Annotated in this window: 3 protein-coding genes and 2 tRNA genes; all 5 read right to left on the bottom strand. The window is 47.2% G+C overall.

Annotation, left to right across the window (positions count from 1 at the left end):
- A tRNA-Tyr gene (locus tag MN202_RS20415) sits at window positions 1-67 on the bottom strand.
- A gap of 16 nt (window positions 68-83) precedes the next feature.
- Window positions 84-159, bottom strand: a tRNA-Thr gene (locus MN202_RS20410).
- A 111-nt stretch (window positions 160-270) separates the two neighbouring features.
- Window positions 271-966, bottom strand: coding sequence for a type III pantothenate kinase (locus MN202_RS20405; protein WP_335737974.1), 696 nt, complete (start codon window positions 964-966; stop codon window positions 271-273).
- Window position 967: 1 nt separating this feature from the next.
- Window positions 968-1951 carry a bifunctional biotin--[acetyl-CoA-carboxylase] ligase/biotin operon repressor BirA gene (birA, locus tag MN202_RS20400; RefSeq protein ID WP_335737973.1) on the bottom strand — a complete coding sequence of 328 codons (984 nt, stop codon included), beginning with the start codon at window positions 1949-1951 and terminating at the stop codon, window positions 968-970.
- Window positions 1944-2954, bottom strand: a complete 1011-nt coding sequence (gene murB / locus MN202_RS20395; protein WP_335737972.1) for a UDP-N-acetylmuramate dehydrogenase — start codon at window positions 2952-2954, stop codon at window positions 1944-1946. The genes birA and murB overlap by 8 nt, the downstream gene beginning before the upstream one ends.
- Between the last annotated feature and the right edge of the window lie 168 nt (window positions 2955-3122).

Raw genomic sequence — 3122 nt, 5'->3', positions numbered from 1 at the left:
GGAAGGATTCGAACCTTCGAAGGCAGTGCCGGCAGATTTACAGTCTGATCCCTTTGGCCACTCGGGAACCCCTCCACTACTAATGGTGCCGCTTATCCGAGTCGAACGGATGACCTACTGATTACAAGTCAGTTGCTCTACCAACTGAGCTAAAGCGGCACTACGTCAGTGGGTGCGAATTCTAGTGGAATGGTTCGGAGCGTGCAACAGAAAAAAGCAAAAAAGCATGAAATTCCCGCCTAAGCGTTCACAAAGTGCACAATTCGTCGCTTACATGTCTATATAGCGCGCTAATCCATGGAAAATCAGTAAAGGCTCAACCACTAAAGGTAAATCAGTCAGATAAGGTTTAAGGAATTTACTGTCGCCTCCGGTTAGCAGCAGCTTGTCACAGGGTGTTTGTTGCCATGCCAATCGTATTGCACCTAAAATGGTTGCTAAACAACCGTTTTGCAAACCAGTTACCGTATCGACTCCGGGTTCTAACCGGCCGTTAAATAACTCGGCGTTAAACACTTTGGCCGTGTTTTTAACTACAGCCTGCTGTTGCATCTTCAGACCGGGCATAATCCAGCCACCGCTATGCGCGCCATCTTTAGCTAACCAATCTACAGTAACCGCAGTGCCCGCATCTACGATCAGTACCTGTGCAGCCGGAAATAGCAACTGTGCACCTAACATCGCCAGCCATCGATCGACACCCAGTGTCTGCGGTTGCTGATAACTACTGCGTACGCCATAAGCCTGGGCATCAGAATGTACCTGACGCCAGGGCAAATGATCCAGACCCAACAGTTGCTTAATTACAGCTACCTTCTCCTGCGATGCTACACTGGCAAAGTAAACTGCTTTTATCGGCAATTTTGCTAAATTATCCGCCGCCATCTGTGGCAAGGCACTAACTTTACCCTGTTTCACTAGAGCGGCCTTTTCCCTCGTATTGCCAATGTCCAGCAGCAAATACATGCTAATCTCCCGCCCGTAGACTCAGTTCACCGCCAAAATAAGCTTGTACACCCTCGGTAGTTTTAATCAATAACGCACCTTGTTGGTCAACGCCAAGACAAATACCTTTGATCTCATTGCTACCAATAAGTTTGACCTCTTGATTATGATACTGATTATATTGACCAAACTCTTCAACAAAGCCAGAAAAACCTTTACTGCTAAACTCTGTGAGCAAACCGCTCAGTTGCTGTTGTAACATGGCAACCAATAAATTACGGTCTATTACAGCTTCACAGGCCCCGGCTAAATCAACGTATTGCTGATCAATATTGTCCAGCGCTTGTTGTGGCAAGCGTATATTCATACCAATGCCAATGATCACATCACAGCCTGCGTGTGCCTGCCCGGCAAGCTCTACCAGGATACCGCACAGCTTTTTGCCATCAACGTAAACGTCATTTGGCCATTTAACTTTTGCCTCAACCTGATACTGCTGTTTCAGCATTCTAGCGATGGCAATGGCTACCACCAGGCTCAAACCCATCGCAGCCTGGATCCCCTGCTCTAACCGCCAGTACATAGAAAAATATAAACTGGCGGCAAAGGGTGAATACCAGGTTCGGCCACGCCGCCCTCTTCCTGCAGTTTGCGCTTCAGCCACTATGGTATAACCGGGCTGCGTTACTACACCATCCTGAACTTTTTGCATCAACTGACTATTAGTAGAATCGGTGATGTGCTGCACCAGAATATCGGCACAGCCCGCTGGACGTAGCTGATTGATCTTCGCAGCATCAAGTAAAGTTAAAGGTTCTGACAAACAGTAGCCACGGCCTTTAACTTTGTAAATATCCAAGCCAAGTTGCTGTAATTGCTTTATATGATTTGCTACGGCAGTGCGACTTAGACCCAGCATATCAGCCAATATTTGACCAGACTGAAACTCACCGGCAGCTAAAGCGTTCAATAATTGCCGCTGGCTAACTAAACTCGCTTTAGTCATGTAACTGTCCGCTGTTGCTCAACATCCGTACCTCGGGTTCCAACTGAATACCGTAAGCCTGTTCTATCTTGTGCTGCACATCCGCTATTAAAGTCAGCAGTTGTTGTGGCGTACCTGTGCCGTGATTAACCACCACTAGCGGCTGCAAGTTGTAGCAACCGACATCGCCATAGTTTTTGCCTTTAAAGCCTTGCTGCTCAATCAGCCAGGCTGCGGGCACCTTAACGCTATCGTCTGCCTGATTAAAACCGGGGATATCGGTATATTTTTTTCTTAATACTGAGTATTGTTGCTTGGTTATAACCGGGTTTTTAAAGAAGCTACCGCAATTAGCCAATACCGCAGGGTCTGGTAACTTACTGCTACGCACAGCAATAACCTGTTCAAAGATAGCGTTGATAGTCGCGTCAGCCGGCAGATGATCCAAACCTTTATACGCTAGCACAGCTGCAGGGCGCTTACTGAGGCGCAAACCGACCGCGACTATGATACCTTTACCAGCCAGAGAATGCTTAAACACACTATCCCGATAGCCAAACTGACAACGTCCGGCCGCGATACGCTGTATTTTACGCTGTTGCCAGTGGTAAAAATCAACGTATAAACAGCTATCTGCCAGTTCTACCCCATAAGCGCCTATATTTTGCACCGGCGCGGCGCCTACTGAGCCAGGGATAAGCGCCAGATTTTCTATGCCCCATAACTGCTGTTCAACTGTCCAAGTTACCAACTGATGCCAGTTATGGCCGGCCTCTACATGCACTAAAACATGATCTGCACCCAGCTCTGTAACCATTTTGCTATCAGCCACAAAGCGACAGACAGGAACGGTTAGATCTTGCAAAAAAATAGTGTTACTACCCTCACCCAACAATATAGGTGCCGTGTCAACATCAAAGCTATGTAGCTCACTGACAGAATTCAATTCGTGCACAGAGCTTAAGGTGGCATCAAAACGAAAAGTAGAATAAGGAACTGCAGATATATTAGTTAAAGTGCGCATGATCAAGCCAGTTTACACAGATAGCAGTATTGTAATGATGTGGTTGGTGAAGCGCAAAGCAAAAAGCCCGCCTCTTTCGAGACGGGCTTGTTTATTTGGGTGCCTGGCGGTGAACTACTCTCGCATAGCGAATGCTACACTACCATCGTCGCAGCTGCGTTTCACTTC

Origin of the sequence: Rheinheimera muenzenbergensis, assembly GCF_036984005.1 — a bacterium.
GTDB lineage: Bacteria > Pseudomonadota > Gammaproteobacteria > Enterobacterales > Alteromonadaceae > Alishewanella > Alishewanella muenzenbergensis.
The sequence above is the reverse complement of the archived record's forward strand: the minus strand, read 5'-3'. Positions and strand labels throughout refer to the sequence as shown.

Bases quoted from the DNA above. Each gene is read 5' to 3' on its own strand.
- MN202_RS20405 (WP_335737974.1), bottom strand. From the start codon at position 966: ATGTATTTGCTGCTGGACATTGGCAATACGAGGGAAAAGGCCGCTCTA.
- birA (WP_335737973.1), bottom strand. From the start codon at position 1,951: ATGACTAAAGCGAGTTTAGTTAGCCAGCGGCAATTATTGAACGCTTTA.
- murB (WP_335737972.1), bottom strand. From the start codon at position 2,954: ATGCGCACTTTAACTAATATATCTGCAGTTCCTTATTCTACTTTTCGT.